The organism is Cytobacillus stercorigallinarum (assembly GCF_014836495.1).
In the GTDB taxonomy this organism is placed as follows: domain Bacteria; phylum Bacillota; class Bacilli; order Bacillales; family Cytobacillaceae; genus Cytobacillus; species Cytobacillus stercorigallinarum.
The window spans coordinates 336,864-353,030 of the sequence record NZ_JACSQT010000003.1 but is presented as its reverse complement, the minus strand read 5'-3'; the positions used below and the strand labels follow the sequence as shown (position 1 = coordinate 353,030).

Below are 16,167 nucleotides of genomic sequence, written 5' to 3'. Positions count from 1 at the left end.
ATATTCTAAAATTTCAGAACTAAATAAAAAGAAGGAGTGTTTGTAAATGACGAAGTTTGCAGAAGTAAAACAAAGATTAAGAGGTTCGATTGCCCCGATTATTACACCATTTCATGAAGATGAATCGATAGACTTTGAATCATTTAAAAAACTCATCCATTGGCATATTGAAAGCGGAAGTCATGGCATTTCTGTTACGGGAACAACTGGAGAACCAAGTTCATTGACAATCGATGAACGAATCAAAGTGATGGAAGTGGCAAAAGAAACGATTAACGGAAGAGTACCATTTGTACCAGGTACAGGCTCAACAAACCATCAAGAAACGTTGTATTTAACGAAGAAAGCAGAAGAAATGGGTGCAGACGCTGCCCTTATTATCGTTCCTTATTATAATAAGCCTTCGCAACATGCGTTATATAAACATTTTAAGCTCGTCGCTGACTCTGTACCTGATCTTCCCCTTATTGTATATAACATCCCAGGTCGAACAGGAACAAATATGCATGTGGAAACACTTGCGAAGTTAAGTAAAGATTGTCCAAATATTATTGGTGTAAAAGAATCAAATAAAGATTTCGAACATGTGAATCGTGTGTTACTAAATTGCGGTCGTGACTTCCTACTCTATTCAGGAATTGAACTCCTCTGTTACCCGATGCTGGCCATTGGTGGCGCGGGACATATTAGTGCAACAGCAAATATTGTTCCTGATAAAGTGGCAGCGATTTATGATGCATGGAAAAATGGCGATGTCGAGCAATCTCAAAACTTGCATTACGAACTCATGGAGTTAAATGATGTTTTGTTCAAAGATACGAACCCTGCCCCATTAAAAGCAGCGCTAGGTCAAATGGGCAAAATTAAGCCCGTTCTCAGATTGCCAATGGATTTACCAACGAAGAGCTTACAAGATGAAATTGCAGAAGTATTAAAACAATATGTAGAGCTTCCAGGCGGTGTCGTGCAGAAGTAAGCCGATTTTAAAAAGGAGTGAATCAATATGGCCAATCATGTAACCGAGACGAACCAACCGACACAAAATCTAGCTGTTGAGGACGTATCGCTGTTTATCAACGGTGAATTTGTTGATAGTGTTTCAAAGAAAACGTTTGCCAATTTAAGTCCTTTTACGAATGAAACGATTAATCTTGTAGCTGAAGGTAGGAAGGAAGATATTGATGCCGCGGTAGAAAGTGCGAAAACCGCTTTTGATACGACTTGGAAAACAATGAAAATCTCAGAGCGTATGGTTTATATTAACCGCATCGCTGACCTTATTGATGAAGAAGCGGAAGAGATTGCGAGATTAGAAGCGATTGATACAGGGTTACCGATCAGTCAAACGAAAAAACAAGCAGCACGTGCGGCGATGAACTTCCGATTTTACGCGAAAATGGTTGAATCTACCTTGCATGGTGAGGCTTATCAAGTGGACGATGAATTTATCAATTACACAATCTATAAACCGCTTGGGGTGGTGGGGTTAATTACTCCGTGGAATGCGCCGTTTATGTTAGAAACATGGAAGGTGGCGCCTGCTTTAGCGACTGGGAATACAGTCGTCCTTAAACCTGCGGAGCTATCTCCTTTAACGGCAAATAAACTGGCTGAAGTGATACAAAAAGCCGGTTTGCCGAAAGGGGTATTCAATATTGTCCACGGTTTCGGGGAAACGGCCGGTGATGCGCTTGTTCGTCATCCTGATGTGGAAGCGATTTCATTTACGGGTGAAACAACGACTGGCTCGACCATTATTAAAAATGCTGCCGATACGTTGAAGAAAACCTCAATGGAATTAGGGGGGAAATCACCGTTGATTGTTTTTGAGGATGCCGATTTAGATCGCGCCCTTGATGCAGCTGTTTGGGGGATATTCTCGTTTAATGGTGAGCGCTGTACATCGAATTCCCGCGTGTTTTTACACAAAAATATTAAAGAAAAGTTCGTTGCAGCACTTAAAGAACGGGTGAAGAACATTGTCGTTGGTGATCCGATGGATAAGTCCACTGAACTTGGCCCGCTGATTGAAACGGCCCATTATAACAAAGTGAAAAAATATATTGAAATCGCGGGAGAAGAAGGTTGTGACGTTTTCCAAGGGGACGTGCCAGCAGCATTCTCTGCCGGTAACTATGTTCCGCCTACTTTATTATTAAATGCGACGAATGATATGAAGGTTTGTCAGGAAGAAATTTTCGGACCAGTGATGGCTGTAATTGAATTTGAAACAGAAGAAGAGGTCATCAAAGTGGCGAACGACGTTAAATACGGCTTAGCTGGGTTCGTTTGGACGAATGATATTAAGCGTGGTCACCGCGTGGCCCAAGCTGTAGAGGCAGGAATGATTTGGATTAATTCACAAAATACACGGGATTTACGCATTCCGTTTGGTGGAACGAAGGCGAGTGGTATCGGCAGAGAAGGTGGACATTATGCCATTTTCGAGTTTTATACAGAACCTAAAGTCATTCATGTCGCCATCAGTGATCACCATATTCCACAATTCGGTAAGAAAAAATAAGGAGGGGAATAGATGGGGGCAAAGAATGGGAAGCAATATATTGAGCGGCTACAAACAGCAAGCAATAATATTTATTTGCACGGCGAAAGAGTGCAAGATGTAACAACACATCCCAGTTTAAAAGGTGTCGTGAAATCAATGGCGAACCTATACGATTTGCAGTTTGAAAAACCGGAGAAAATGCTTTACACATCACCGACAACAGGTGAACAAGTAGGCATGACTTGGCTGCAACCAAAAACGATTGAAGATGTAATAAAAAGACGTGAAGCCATTCAAGAGTGGGCCCTCACATCTGGCGGTATGATGGGACGATCACCAGATTACTTGAATGCAGAAGTGATGGCGATGGGTGTAGCTAATAGTCTATTTGCTGAGGCAGACCCGATGTTCGCAGAAAATGCCCGTAAGTATTACGAGTTTGCTAGAGAAAATGATATTAGCTTGACTCATACATTGATTCATCCACAAGTGAACCGTGCTAAGGCACAACATGAACAGAAGGATGCTAATGTCGCTCTCCATTTAGTGAAGAAAACAGATGAAGGGATATATGTGGATGGTATCCGTTTATTAGCGACGCAAGGCGGCATCACTGATGAGATTCTCGTGTTTCCATCTACGGTGAAAAAAGCGGGTGAACTAGATGATCCGTACTCACTCGCCTTTGCCATTCCAAATAATACTCCAGGTTTAAAATTCATTAGCAGGGAATCATTTGATTACGGTAAAAACAGTTTTGACCATCCACTTAGTTCCCGTTTTGAAGAAGGGGATGCGATTGTTTCATTTGAAAATGTTTTTGTGCCTTGGGAGCGCGTATTTGTGTGCGGGAATTCATCGATTTGTAACCGCACTTTCCGCGAAACAAATGCAGTCGTGCATATGTCGCACCAAGTTGTCTCCAAAAATATTATCAAGACGGAATTTATACTTGGCGTGGCTTTGTCGATGATGGATGCTATCGGTATTGATGGTTTCCAACATGTGAAAGACAAAGGAACAGAAATCATGTTGGCACTTGAAACAATGAAATCTCATATGTACCGTGCTGAACATAATGCAAAGCTCGATAAGTGGGGGACGATGACACCTGATTACGAGGCACTCGATGCTGCACGTAACTGGTATCCAAGAGTTTATCCACGTCTCATTGAAATTCTGCGTGTACTAGGTGCATCTGGATTAATGGGTATTCCGACACAAGCGGATTTCCAAAATGAAGAAATTGGCGATATTATTCACCGTGGATTACAAGGAAAAAATCTAGAAGGTTACGAGAGAGTCCAACTATTTAGGTTAGCTTGGGATATCACGATGAGTGCATTTGGCAGCAGGCAGATGCATTATGAATACTACTTCTTCGGCGATCCTATCCGTATGGGGATGACATACTTTGATAATTATCAAGCAAAGGATGAGTTAAAGGTCAGAGTCCAAGAATTTTTAGGCAAAGGGTCTAATTCAAAGTTTTTAAACGTATAAGGGGGAGCGCGTGATGAGTGTAGATTTTGATATTATTCGCACGGCAAGAGCGGTTTTACATGTGACTGATTTAGAGCGGTCTCGTGATTTTTATATAAAAGGGCTTGGTTTAGTTGAAACCGAATCTGATGAAAATACGATTTATTTAAGGGGTTTAGAGGAACATGTTCATCATAGTTTAGTGTTGAAGAAAGCAGACGCACCACATGTCGAAGTAACAAGCTATAAAGTGCGCTCAGAAGCAGATCTCGATGCATTAGCTGCTTTATTTGAAAAACGCGGAATGAAAACGAAATGGCTAGAAGAAGGTAGCCAACATGCAATAGGCAGAGCCTTACGCGTACAGGATGTCAGCGGAATTCCCTTAGAATTCTTTGCGAAAATGGATACAGTGGAACGCCTATTACAGCGCTACGACTTATATCAAGGCGCAAAAGCCCAACGGATTGACCATTTCAATAATATGGTCTCTGATGTGGAAGCCGCTTATGATTTTTATACTAAAGATCTCGGTTTCTCCTGTTCAGAATACACGGCAACTGAAGATGATAAAATCTGGGCAGCCTGGATTCACCGGAAACCGTCTGTGCATGATGTGGCATTTATGAATGGGAATGGCCCAAGAGTACATCATATTGCTTACTGGTTAAGTGATCCGATGAGTCTAATCCATGGTTGTGATGTGCTAGCAGCACTCGGTTATGCAGAAAATATTGAACGCGGTCCAGCAAGACACGGTTTATCCAATGCCTTCTTCCTCTATTTAAGAGACCCAGATGGCCATCGTATCGAACTATATAATGGCGATTATTTAACGAGTGATCCTGACTTCAAACCAATCCGCTGGGAACTCAACGACAAACGTCGCCAAACATTTTGGGGCGCTGAAGCACCGGACTGCTGGTTTAATGAAGCATCAACCGTTCTAGATGTACACACTGGCAAACCGCTTGAAACCGTAGCAGGGAAACTAAAGCAGGCGAAACCGATATTTATTGTGTAATACAAGTAGCGAGTCTTTATAAGAGGACTCGCCTACTGCTCTTTGGCCGGAGCGCGTTCACTCGTTAGGAGGTATAAGCATGGAAATCTATCACTTAAATGAAAAAACGATGAACCTTCACAACGTAACATCATGTGTTCTTGCCTTAGGATTTTTTGATGGCGTACATAAAGGACATAGGCGTTTGTTAGAAACAGCTAAGAGAATGGCTACAGAAAAAAATCTGACGTTTTCTGTCATGACGTTCTTCCCTCATCCTAGTCAATGCATCCCACACGCTCAAACAATTGATAAGTATATAACACCGCTCCCCATGAAAATAGAAATTTTCAAGCGATTAGGTGTAGAAAAACTTTATATTGTTCAATTTAATCTTCAATTTTCACGCATTACTCATACACAATTTGTTGAGCGGTATATCGTTGGTCTTGCATGTGCACATGTGGTGGCCGGTTTTGATTTTACCTATGGATTTAAAGGAAAAGGCAATATGAAGCAACTGGAACAAGATAGCGACGGACGCTTTTCGGTAACGACTGTGGAAAAATATGAGCATCATCATCATAAAATAAGCTCAACAGCCATTCGCCATCTTCTTCAAAGTGGAGATGTACAGACAATCCCGAATTACTTGGCAGCTTATTATTCTGTTCGCGGCAAACTATGTTACCATTACCGACCGGATGCAAGCGAATTCGTACTGTGTATTCAGATCGATCCCACTTATTTTTTACCAAAAACGGGCTTGTACCACGCCGCTCTCGTGATGGATAGTGATGAATTATCCGGCCTATTGGAAGTCTCTAACCCTTCAACATCAACATTGAAATTTTTCGTAAAAAAACCACAGCTAGCATTGACTTACGAAGAAGTAACTATTCATTTTCTTTCATATGCAGATGATATAGCCTTTGAACAGGCTGCAACTTAGGGTACTGATTGGTACTCTATTTTCTTTTGTGGAAAAAGAAGGGAAATACAGGTTGAGACGAGAATGAATGGATAACTTCAATAAGGAAGGGTGTATGTTATGAGTCAGCAGAATCCGACAATGATAGTAAACAATCATAATGGGTCCATCTATTTGGACACCGAGCGCGTCATTATTACTTCATCCTCAGTATTCGGTACTTTACGTAAAGATTTGATTAAAAATATTGGTTTAGATCGAATGAAAGGATTTCTCATAAGGTATGGTTGGAACCTTGGGATAAACGATGCGAAAAGAGTACTGGAACAACCGTTTTCGTCCATTCGGGAAATTTTGAGCCAAGGTCCGATTTTGCATATGATGAAAGGGTATACGAAGGTAAAAACCTCTTATTTACATATAGATCAGCAAGCAGATGGTACGGTAAAATCCGTTCATGTAGCAGGTGATTGGTTAAGTTCGTATGAAGCAGAAGAACATCTTACGCAATCAGGCCCAGCTGAACAGCCCATTTGTTATACGCTTATTGGTTATGCAAGCGGCTATTATTCTAGTATTTGCGGTCATACCGTTATTTTTAAAGAACAATCATGCAAAGCAAATGGGGCACAAACTTGCCATTATATCGGGAAATCGTTACACGATTGGGATGACACTATTCGTGAGGAACTACATTACTACGAAAATCATACAATCGTTGATGAATTAGAACAAACCTACGAAAACCTTCTAGAAGAAAGGAATAATCTCCAGACGACCCTCACCTTACATAAGCTATTAATGGATGAACTAACGAAAGGAAGTGACCTGACTTCTATTGCCCTCGTACTTTATGAAAAAACCGGTATCTCCATTTTGATAGAAGATGCTGACCACAAGCCTCTTGCTGTCGTTGGCATGGTAGAAGGATTGCCAATAGAAAGGCAAGGCGTTCAGCATACGGAGCTTTTTGAGTATGAGGAATATAAACGTATGATTACACCGATACGACTGGAGAAAAAGACGTTCGGCTACTGTTCTTTTATTTACCAAAAGGGAGAAAAGCAACCGGCAGTTGTAGACGAAATGATACTAGAACGAGTGGCGACGGCTTGTTCGTTATTTATGTTAAATGAGAAAACGTCTTTCGAAGCGATGGAACGGATGAAGGGGCATTTTTTAGAACAAATATTGAATGGACAATATCAGGCAGTAAGTGATGTTTTACAAAAAGGGAGGTATCTAAACATTTATTTAGATCGCCCTTATTACATATTAGCTATGCGTTATGTGCAGAAGACATCCTCAGAGGACAACGAACTGTTTTTCCATGAGCAGTTGCTAGCATTTATGTTCAAATATTTTCAGAAAGACGATGGTACATTAATTGGTCAACGAAATGGACAAATTATTTTTTTAATGCAGCCTTCGCAAACGGAATCAATGAAAGAGCAGTCGCTCAGGTTGCTGAGAGCGGTGAAAAGAGCTTTTCCTTCCATCCTGATAAAAATAGGCATGAGTGCGCGCGCTGAAAATATCGGTAAAGCAGCAACTCACTATGAAGAGTCGTTAACGTCACTCAGTCTTGCCACTAGTTCCCATCCATTTGTTTCGTTTGAAGAAGTGGGCGTTGTCGGAATGCTTATTCAAACAAGTGGGAATGGAACCATTTTGAAAAAAGCTAAAGACACGTTGGAACCGTTGTTGACGTATAAGAATGACCAATTATCTTTATTGAAAACACTGTACTATTTTCTTTCGAACGCATGTAATTTAGAAAAAACGATGGAAGATTTATCTTTATCGATGAGTGGTTTACGTTATCGTGTGAAGAAGATAGAAACCTTATTAGGGAAGGACGTACGGGACCCTTCATATGGTTACCAACTATACTTAACACTACAAATCTTAATCGTTAATGGTGATCTAGAAATTTTTTAGACAAAAAGATGTGAAAACGCTTAAATTTATAAGCAAGTATTGTTGTAGAAACCCTTGTTATCCTTTTATTAATAAACAAATAAATAAATGGAGGGTTTCACTATGCTAACTGGTAAAGAATATTTAGAGAGTCTACGTGATGGCCGTGTGGTTTATTTAAATGGAGAAACAGTCAAGGATGTGACCACCCATCCAGCTTATCGCAATGCAGCAAGGTCAATCGCGCGAATGTATGATGCGTTACATGATCCGAGTACGGCACCCGTCCTAACAACTGAGTCTGAATTTGGCTTCCGTACCCATAAGTTCTTCAAAGGATCAAAAAATGCGCAAGAATTGCTCGAGGCAAGAGATGCCATGGCCGAGTGGTCACGAATGAGCTATGGATTCATGGGCAGAACACCAGACTATAAGGCAGCATTTACCGGATCACTTGGACCTTATGCTGACTTTTATAAAGGGTTTGAAGACAATGCCAGAAGATGGTACAAAAAAGCACAAAAAGATGTTCCTTTTTGTAATCACACCATCGTTAATCCACAATTAGACCGCGGCCAACCGTTAGAAAAGAATAAGGATGTTTTTGTACGTGCGGTTGAAGAGAAGGAGAATGGCATTATTGTAAGCGGTGCCAAAATGGTCGGTACATCCGCGGCGCTAACCCATTATAATTTTGTCGCTAACTATGCGCCAGTGATGGATGGTGATCAGAGCCACGCCTTGATTTTCTTTGTACCGATGAATGCACCGGGTTTGAAAGTCATTAGTCGTCAATCTTATGAAGAAATCGCTACAACATTAGGCAGCCCATTTGATTATCCACTATCTAGCCGGTTTGATGAGAATGATGCCGTCATCGTGTTGGATAATGTTTTTATTCCGTGGGAAGATGTATTGGCTTATAAAAATGTAGAAATTACGAACGGTTTCCGACCGAAAACGGGCTGGATCAATCGCTATACTTTCCAAGGATGTACCCGTTTTGCCGTTAAGCTAGACTTTATGGTTGGCTTGCTAATGAAGGCAACGGAAGCAGCCGGATCTCACCAATTCCGTGGTGTGCAAGCTAGTATTGGTGAAGTCATCGCCTGGCGTAATATGTTCTGGTCGATCTCTACTGCTATGGCCCTTGATCCAGAAGAAGCGCCGGGGGGATATGTGTTGCCGAATAGCACCTATGCCACCGCTTATCGTACTTTTGCACCGGTTGTTTGGCCAAAAATCAAGGAAATCTTCGAGCAAGTAGTGGCAGGCGGTTTGATTCAGCTTCCTTCCAGTGCGAAAGATTTCCAAAATCCTGAAATCCGCACGTATTTGGATAAATATTATAAAGGATCGGACGGGATTACAGCAGAAGAACGTGTCAAACTATTGAAGCTTGTTTGGGATGCCATTGGCACCGAATTCGGCGGCCGCAATGAACTCTATGAAATTAACTACGCCGGTAATCAAGATGGCATCCGCTTAGACAACTTGAAAATGGCAGACGCCGCAGGTCACACCGCTCAATTCAAATCCTTCGTCGATCAAGCACTAAGCGATTATAACCTAGATGGCTGGGTCGGTTCTACGTGGATAAACGGTTCGGGTGGGAAAGAAAAAGTATTTTATTAATAATTAGTATGAGAGCCCGCAGTGGAGTTGTGGGCTTTTTTTGGATTTGTGTGGTGTTAGGGATGATGTTTAGTATAGTAAACATTCTGTACGGGAAACAGGAGGGGGAAGTTAGAGCTGAGAGCGGCGCGAAATGGGAAACCGAAGCAAATAGAGTGTCTGGCTGAAATATGAGCAACGTAAAAGAGGAAACCGAAGCAGATAGAGTGTCTGGCTGAAATATGAGCAACGAAAAAAGAGAAAGCAAAGCAAATAGAGTGTCTGGCTGAAATATGAGCAACGATAAAAGAGGAATGAAAGCAGATAGAGTGTCTGGTTGAAGTATGAGCAACGATAAAAGAGGAATCAAAGCAGATAGAGTGTCTGGTTGAAGTATGAGCAACGAAAAAGGGGAAACCGAAGCAGATAGAGTGTCTAGTTGAAGTATGAGCAACGAAAAAGGGGAAACCGAAGCAGATAGAGTGTCTAGTTGAAGTATGAGCAACGAAAAAGGAGGAATCAAAGCAGATAGAGTGTCTGGCTGAAATATGAGCAACGAAAAAAGAGAAAGCAAAGCAAATAGAGTCCCCATCAGAAATATGAGCAACGAAAAAAGGGGAACCCAAGCAAATAGAGCCCCCATCAGAAAAATGAGCAACGCAAAAGGAGAAAGCAAAGCAAATAGAGTCCCCATCAGAAAAATGAGCAACGGAAAAATAGAAAGCAAAGCAAACAAAGCCCCCACCAGAAAAATGAGCAACGCAAAAGGGGAAACCCAAGCAAATAGAGTCCCCATCAGAAATATGAGCAATGAAAGAGGGGGAACCCAAGCAAACAGAGTGTCTATCTGAAATATGAGCAACGAAAAAAGAGAAAGCAAAGCAAATAGAGCCCTCATCAGAAATATGAGCAACGAAAAAGGGGAAAGCCAAGCAAATAGAGCCCCCACCAGAAAAATGAGCAACGCAAACGGAGAAAGCCAAGCAAATAGAGCCCCCATCAGAAAAATGAGCAACGCAAAAGGAGAAAGCAAAGCAAACAGACCCCCCACCAGATATATGAGCAACGCAAAAGAAGAAACCCAAGCAAACAAAGCCCCCACCAGAAATATGAGCAACGCAAAAGGAGAAAGCAAAGCAAACAGAGTCCCCATCAGAAAAATGAGCAACTTAAAAATAGAAAGCAAAGCAAACAAAGCCCCCACCAGAAAAATGAGCAATGCAAAAGGGGAAAGCAAAGCAAACAGAGTCCCCATCAGAAAAATGAGCAACGCAAAAGAAGAAACCCAAGCAAACGGAGTCCCAGCCTGAAATAAGAGCAACGCAAAAAGGGAAACCCAAGCAAACAGAGCCCCCACCAGAAATATGAGCAACACAAAAAGAAAAGAAAGTTTTAAGGCTAAAGCCTCGAATACTCGTAACCAAAAGCAAATCTAATAGTTATAAAGAAAACAAACGAATAATTAACGAGCATAGATAGCGACGACTAATAAAAGTCGTCGCTAGTAGAATTAATTGGTTCTTATCTATTCGTAGTAAACACCTCTTGATTTCCCTTTTTCAGTATAGTTTTGTTGCAAGACTCTTAATATTGAATCTCCACTTATTTCCTTGCCGCACCAATCATAAATGGTACTTTTTTTGATTTTACGTTGCGGGAATAGGAGTTTGTATTGCTTGATCATTTCTAAGACTACTTTTTTTAATACAATGATTTGAGAGCAATGAGTGCATTTAAAACTTTTTTTGCTTATCCGCATCATCCTCCCACAACACCCGTTACAAAAGACGCCCTTTGCCAATTCTTCGTAGTCATATTCTGGTTTGACGAGCATTGTAAGTTTGCTCTTATGGTTGGTTAGTAAAGTATCGATGACTTTCGTATGGAGACCTGTTGGCGAGATTGTTTGATTTTTAAAGGTGTCTAGGAATGCTGGAATTTGTCCAGGGAAAATAACGTTTTGATTTGGCGTCGCACCGTATAAAACAAATTCGGGATGGACGAATATAAGGTGATAGTCAAAGGGGATTGGAAGCTGATGCTTTTTAAGAAATTGGTGAATGAGTGTTTCGTTACGTTTGATTTGGAGGAGGGGGTCTTTCATTTCCTTTTTTGTTGGGCTAAACCATTGATTATCTACTATTGAATAATTTCCTCTGTAGTTTTTGATTTCAAATATAACCATTTTGTTTTGTAGGATACAGAGGGCGTCGATTTGAAAAACGGTTTGGTTTATTTCTAAATTGAGATCATAGAGAATGGGTATGTCATCTGGCAGTTCGTTTAAGAGGGTTGTCCAACGTATTTCACCATCTGCTCCTTTTTTCATTGATTGTAGGTGATGGAGCTGGCCTGACGATAATTCTTTTCTAGCATGGAGTGCGTTGAGAAAACGGAGTTGTTGGGGAAGAAAGAGGGGTTTCATAATAGTCAAACAAAATCATCCTTTCCTATTTTTAACTATTATAAAACAAATCTACGCTAAAGCCTACAAAAATAAAGCGGTATAACATTCTCTGAAAAATCATACCATGTACTACAGCCTAGTGCTGACAAGCGTATTAGGGGGAGTTAGGAATGAATCGTTTGGCAGAGAGATTTTCAAAAATTGTTGAAAGATTTTTGCCGGATGCCTTTGTCATTGCCGTGATACTGATGTTGCTTATGATGGTTATTGCTTTAGTGATGAATCCAAGTGATCCATTGACGATTGTGGAGTCTTATGGTGATGGCTTTTGGGCCTATCTGACTTTCACTATGCAAATGATTTTATTATTAATGACAGGTATGGCGCTAGCGAAAGTCCCTTTTATTGAACGTTTTCTTATTAGAGTCGCGTCCCTAGCTAAAAGCGCAAATCAAGCTTATGTGCTAACATTTCTCGTGACTTCATTTGCTTATTATATTAATTGGGGATTGGCGGTTATTGTCGGTGCGATTATTGCTCGAGAAGTGGGGAAAAGAAATCAGAAAGCACATTTTCCCTTACTAGTAGCGGCTGCTTATGCACCAACAGTTTTATATACTGCTGGGTTATCAAGTTCAATTGGATTATCGGTGGCGACAGAAGGGCATTTCCTTGAAAGTATGATTGGTGTTATCCCCACATCAGAAACGATTTTTCATTCAGGTACTATTATCATCTTGTTAGCTTTATTGATTACTATGCCTATTTTTCTCGTCTTAATGGCTCCAAAGAAAAACATTATTCCTTTTGTGGAAAAAGAAAAAAAGATCTCTTCTCGGATAGATGGCGATGAAGCAAATAAACATTCGTTTGCCTCTCGGTTAGAACATGCCAGAATATGGGGGATAATCACAGGAATTATAGGCTTATTATATGTTTTTATTTCTTTTTTTAATGGTAGAGATTTAGACTTGAATATTATTAATCTTACATTCTTATCTCTCGGTTTATTATGTCACCAGTCTCTCTTTCGATATGCTGAGGCATTTAAAGATGCCGCAACATCGATTTCGCCGATTATCTTACAGTTTCCTTTTTATGCGGGAATTATTGCTGTCTTAGGAAGTTCTGGGTTAGCAGAAAATATTGTTAATTGGATGGCATCGGTAGCATCGACAGAAACGTTTAGGTTATTTACTTACTGGACTGCTGGGTTTGTTAATTTACTTGCTCCTTCAGGTGGGGGCCAATGGGCGTTGCAAGGTCCTTTACAAGTAGCGGCTGGAGCAAAATTAGGAGTGGATCATGCAATCACGGCGATGGCTGTTGGATGGGGAGATGGCTGGACGAATCTTATACAGCCATTTTGGGCACTCCCTATTTTAAGTGTAGTAGGTCTGCATATTCGTCATATTATGGGCTATTGTATTTTATTGAGTGTTTGGGTTGGTGTGATTACTTCTATTCTCATATTTTGGGTCTATTAAACCAAAGGGAGCTTTTTTACGAAGCTCCTTTTAACAATTATGCCATACAACACTACCGCATGGGAACGGGTCATTCCGTCCGATTTTTTTTTTGTCACCGGCTGTTGGAAGTACACATCTAACAGTTGTTTGGCGTGTGCCTGTTGTTGAAGAACATTGTTTTTCATTTCATTTATATAGGGCTTATCTATTTGTTGGAGCACCAAGTTTGCATAAAGAGATTCATCTAATTCTAGGATGCTCGCATCAAAACCTTCTTCTAACAAATGTTCTACTTTATGAATGGCTGCAATAGATAGTTGTTGACACAGGGCATCAGCTATTACTGTTTGAATGGATATATTCTTTGTTTGCTCAAAAAGTCGGAGTAAGGCTTTTTCAGACGCATCTGTTCTTATTTTTGCTAATCTATCGATACAATGAATGTAGTTCTCGTTTAAAGCAATTTTTTCAACCTCTTTAATAACCGTATCATTACCTATTCGAATCAATGAGCGACAAGCCTCTTCTAATTATCTTTAAAAGGGCTTGAAGTGCGCCTTCGTATTTAATTTTTCCAGCAAAATATAGAAAGTAAATAGCATCGTAAGTAAAAAAAGGTTTCTTAAGGTTTTCTTCTAGAACGATATCAATTTCGCTCGTCAATAGTTCGTTCCTAAGGAGAAGTTCATCTACAATGTATATTCCATAAGGATGTAGTTCTGGGTTAAATTTCTTGTCCGGTTCGGCTAAAACCATACCAAAGTCTTCCCAGAGACTTTCGTTATTAGCTGCTTTCAAACCTTCCAACCATTCTAATAGTGATGGTTCTACATATGACTTCAATTTCTTCTTATTCGCAAGTAGTAATTCTGGTGATGCTTGTAAAAGTAAATATTGATAATGGAAAGATCTAGAGGATGGGAAGATTCAATCCTTTTAATTAAGAGATCGATACTTTTTTTATCTAATGCATATATTTGATATGTGGAATAAGCGCATCAGCATATTGAGAATCTAATACTTTATTAAGCGTATCAGGAGTTGAAAGAAAAGTATGTTCTAATGTCTCTGACGCATAAGTCCGGATGATAGAATTTGAACTTAAAAGAGCCGACTCCCAAGTTTTTAATAAATCCATAAAGAACCTCCTATAGTCTCGTGTCCTTTTAGTATAAATAGTTTGATGGCAGATGAATAGGGAAAAGATGGGGACTCTGTTTGTTTGGTTTTCCCGTTTTGCGTTGCTCATATTTCTGATGGAAGCTCTGTTTGCTTGGTTTTCTCCTTTTGCGTTGCTCATATTTCTGATGGAAGCTCTGTTTGCATTGCTTTCTCTTTTTGCGTTGCTCATATTTCAGATGGGGACTCTGTTTGCTTTGCTTTCTCCTTTTGCGTTGCTCATATTTCAGATGGGGACTCTGTTTGCTTGTTTTTCTCCTTTTGCGTTGCTCATATTTCTGGTGGGTGCTCTGTTTGCTTTGCTTTCTCTTTTTGCGTTGCTCATATTTCTGATGGGGACTCTGTTTGCTTGGTTTCCCCGTTTTGCGTTGCTCATATTTCTGGTGGGTGCTCTGTTTGCTTTGCTTTCTCTTTTTGCGTTGCTCATATATCTGGTGGGGGCACTATTTGCTTGGGTTTCCCCTTTTACGTTGCACATATTTCTGATGGGGACTCTGTTTGCTTGGGTTTCCCCTTTTGCGTTGCTCATATATCTGGTGGGGGACTCTATTTGCTTGGTTTTCTCCTTTTGCGTTGCTCATATATCTGGTGGGGGCACTATTTGCTTGGGTTTCCCTTTTTACGTTGCACATATTTCTGATCGGGACTCTGTTTGCTTTGCTTTCTCTTTTTGCGTTGCACATATTTCTGATGGGGACTCTGTTTGCTTGTGTTCCCCGTTTTGCGTTGCTCATATATCTGGTGGGTGCTCTGTTTGCTTTGCTTTCTCTTTTTGCGTTGCTCATATTTCTTAAGGGGACTCTGTTTGCTTGTGTTCCCCGTTTTGCGTTGCTCATATTTCTGATAGGGGCTCTGTTTGCTTGTTTTTCTCCTTTTGCGTTGCTCATATTTCTGATGGGGACTCTGTTTGCTTTGCTTTCTCCTTTTGCGTTGCTCATATTTCAGATAGACACTCTGTTTGCATTGCTTTCTCTTTTTGCGTTGCTCATATTTCAGATGGGGACTCTGTTTGCTTTGCTTTCTCTTTTTGCGTTGCTCATATTTCTGATGGAAGCTCTGTTTGCTTGGTTTTCTCCTTTTGCGTTGCTCATATTTCTGATAGGGGCTCTATTTGCTTGGTTTTCTCCTTTTACGTTGCTCATATTTCAGGCTGGGACTCCGTTTGCTTGGGTTTCCCCTTTTGCGTTGCTCATATTTCTGATGGGGACTCTGTTTGCTTGGGTTCCCCCTTTTGCGTTGCTCATATTTCAGATAGACACTCTGTTTGCTTTGCTTTCTCTTTTTACGTTGCCCATATTTCTGATTGGGAATCTATTTGCTTTAATTTCTCTTTTTACATTGCTCATATTTCTGATGGAAGCTCTGTTTGCTTTAAGTTCAATGATTTTTAAGTGGGAAAAAATATAAGAAGATTAGAGGTTTATACATTTGTATTATACAGATTCGTTTAGAGGTCAGCATCGATTTGCCTAAAATCGCATGGGACTTCCAAAATCATCTAATCATATTGCATTTCGCAAGTAGTTGCAGCAAATGGGACGGTTAACTCTGTTCTCTCCCCTTGCCCTAGTGATGCCACTCCACTAACTGAAACTCTCCTTGAAGTGAAAAGTAGTTGTCTTCAAAAAAGCACAAATCTCTCATCGGAGATTCATG

At 40.5% G+C, this 16,167-nt stretch carries 15 protein-coding genes; 10 read left to right on the top strand and 5 right to left on the bottom strand.

Going from position 1 to position 16,167, the window contains the following annotated elements; all coding sequences use genetic code 11:
* Window positions 1-46: 46 nt before the first annotated feature.
* From hpaI to H9655_RS09720, 7 genes are all read left to right on the top strand, one after another.
* The gene (gene hpaI, locus H9655_RS09750; protein ID WP_191813406.1) at window positions 47-976 is read left to right on the top strand and encodes a 2,4-dihydroxyhept-2-ene-1,7-dioic acid aldolase; all 930 of its coding nucleotides are present in this window, start codon (window positions 47-49) and stop codon (window positions 974-976) included.
* Between the two features lie 27 nt (window positions 977-1,003).
* Window positions 1,004-2,524 carry a 5-carboxymethyl-2-hydroxymuconate semialdehyde dehydrogenase gene (hpaE, locus tag H9655_RS09745; protein WP_191813404.1) on the top strand — a complete coding sequence of 507 codons (1,521 nt, stop codon included), beginning with the start codon at window positions 1,004-1,006 and terminating at the stop codon, window positions 2,522-2,524.
* Window positions 2,525-2,536: 12 nt separating this feature from the next.
* Window positions 2,537-4,009 (top strand): 4-hydroxyphenylacetate 3-monooxygenase, oxygenase component, encoded by a 1,473-nt coding sequence (gene hpaB / locus H9655_RS09740; protein WP_191813402.1) that lies wholly within the window; start codon window positions 2,537-2,539, stop codon window positions 4,007-4,009.
* Between the two features lie 13 nt (window positions 4,010-4,022).
* Window positions 4,023-5,012, top strand: a complete 990-nt coding sequence (gene hpaD, locus H9655_RS09735) for a 3,4-dihydroxyphenylacetate 2,3-dioxygenase (RefSeq protein ID WP_191813400.1) — start codon at window positions 4,023-4,025, stop codon at window positions 5,010-5,012.
* A 79-nt stretch (window positions 5,013-5,091) separates the two neighbouring features.
* Window positions 5,092-5,943: an FAD synthetase family protein gene (locus tag H9655_RS09730; protein WP_191813398.1), complete on the top strand. Its 852-nt coding sequence runs from the start codon at window positions 5,092-5,094 to the stop codon at window positions 5,941-5,943.
* Between the two features lie 99 nt (window positions 5,944-6,042).
* Window positions 6,043-7,863: a XylR N-terminal domain-containing protein gene (locus H9655_RS09725; RefSeq protein ID WP_191813396.1), complete on the top strand. Its 1,821-nt coding sequence runs from the start codon at window positions 6,043-6,045 to the stop codon at window positions 7,861-7,863.
* A gap of 102 nt (window positions 7,864-7,965) precedes the next feature.
* Window positions 7,966-9,477, top strand: coding sequence for a 4-hydroxyphenylacetate 3-hydroxylase family protein (locus H9655_RS09720; RefSeq protein ID WP_191813393.1), 1,512 nt, complete (start codon window positions 7,966-7,968; stop codon window positions 9,475-9,477).
* Here H9655_RS09720 and H9655_RS09715 read toward each other — a convergent pair.
* Both H9655_RS09715 and H9655_RS09710 read right to left on the bottom strand, forming a co-directional pair.
* Window positions 9,431-10,777, bottom strand: a complete 1,347-nt coding sequence (locus tag H9655_RS09715; RefSeq protein WP_191813391.1) for a hypothetical protein — start codon at window positions 10,775-10,777, stop codon at window positions 9,431-9,433. The genes H9655_RS09720 and H9655_RS09715 overlap by 47 nt on opposite strands.
* 204 nt (window positions 10,778-10,981) lie before the next feature.
* Window positions 10,982-11,881, bottom strand: coding sequence for a nuclease-related domain-containing protein (locus H9655_RS09710; protein ID WP_225230549.1), 900 nt, complete (start codon window positions 11,879-11,881; stop codon window positions 10,982-10,984).
* 152 nt (window positions 11,882-12,033) lie between these two features.
* Here H9655_RS09710 and H9655_RS09705 point away from each other — a divergent pair, with 152 nt between their 5' ends.
* Window positions 12,034-13,350: a short-chain fatty acid transporter gene (locus H9655_RS09705; RefSeq protein ID WP_191813388.1), complete on the top strand. Its 1,317-nt coding sequence runs from the start codon at window positions 12,034-12,036 to the stop codon at window positions 13,348-13,350.
* Here the strand turns inward: H9655_RS09705 and H9655_RS09700 are convergent.
* The 3 genes from H9655_RS09700 to H9655_RS09690 form a co-directional block, all read right to left on the bottom strand.
* On the bottom strand, window positions 13,347-13,841 hold the full coding sequence (locus H9655_RS09700; RefSeq protein WP_191813385.1) for a hypothetical protein: 495 nt from the start codon (window positions 13,839-13,841) through the stop codon (window positions 13,347-13,349). The two genes, H9655_RS09705 and H9655_RS09700, sit on opposite strands and share 4 nt — an antisense overlap.
* Complete coding sequence (locus H9655_RS09695) at window positions 13,825-14,175, bottom strand: hypothetical protein (protein WP_191813383.1); 351 nt, start codon at window positions 14,173-14,175, stop codon at window positions 13,825-13,827. The genes H9655_RS09700 and H9655_RS09695 overlap by 17 nt, the downstream gene beginning before the upstream one ends.
* Window positions 14,176-14,296: 121 nt before the next feature.
* Window positions 14,297-14,470 carry a hypothetical protein gene (locus tag H9655_RS09690; protein WP_191813381.1) on the bottom strand — a complete coding sequence of 58 codons (174 nt, stop codon included), beginning with the start codon at window positions 14,468-14,470 and terminating at the stop codon, window positions 14,297-14,299.
* A 52-nt stretch (window positions 14,471-14,522) separates the two neighbouring features.
* Here H9655_RS09690 and H9655_RS22395 point away from each other — a divergent pair, with 52 nt between their 5' ends.
* A complete protein-coding gene (locus H9655_RS22395) occupies window positions 14,523-15,305 on the top strand; it encodes a hypothetical protein (RefSeq protein ID WP_225230527.1) in 783 nt (260 codons plus the stop codon).
* Entirely contained in the window at window positions 15,289-15,918 is a 630-nt protein-coding gene (locus H9655_RS09685) for a hypothetical protein (protein WP_225230526.1), read from the top strand. Before H9655_RS22395 ends, H9655_RS09685 begins: the two co-directional genes overlap by 17 nt.
* Window positions 15,919-16,167 lie beyond the last annotated feature (249 nt).